Below are 492 nucleotides of genomic sequence, written 5' to 3'. Positions count from 1 at the left end.
GTCGTCGCGCCATGTCGTGATCTCGTCCTCCTGCACCCATTCTGGTGCATCAGAACTCCCACAACCGCTGGACCTGCTCAGCGGGCTCCAGTCAATGCCGCCACCCTGGGCGCGTACCTCGACGCCGGGGTGCCGGTGAACCTGACCAACGACAATGGCGACACGCTGCTCATGCTGGCCGCCTACTACTCGCACCCGGAGGCGGTGAACGCCCTGCTGGAACGCAAGGCGGACCCCAACTTCGGCAACGACAAGGGCCAGACCCCGCTGTCCGGCGCGGTCTTCAAGGGCTCGGACGAGATCGTCCACGCCCTGCTCGCGGCCGGGGCCGATCCGAACGCGGGCAGCCCGTCCGCGCGCGACGCGGCCGAGATGTTCGGGCAGACCAAGTATCTGGCGCTGTTCGACAAGTAGGGTGACCAACCAACTCTCGTGCCTCTCAGGGGCTTCGCCCCCGAAGCCCCTGAGAGGCACGACTCTCGTAGCTGTCAC

General features: G+C 66.9%; 1 protein-coding gene. It reads left to right on the top strand.

Annotated features, from left to right (window positions below):
- Positions 1–48 precede the first annotated feature (48 nt).
- Positions 49–414, top strand: coding sequence for an ankyrin repeat domain-containing protein (locus tag ACFXIV_RS47280; protein ID WP_379421502.1), 366 nt, complete (start codon positions 49–51; stop codon positions 412–414).
- Positions 415–492 lie beyond the last annotated feature (78 nt).

It is taken from the genome of Nocardia sp. NPDC059236 (assembly GCF_042754085.1).
Classification (GTDB): domain Bacteria; phylum Actinomycetota; class Actinomycetes; order Mycobacteriales; family Mycobacteriaceae; genus Nocardia.
The sequence above is the reverse complement of the archived record's forward strand: the minus strand, read 5'-3'. Positions and strand labels throughout refer to the sequence as shown.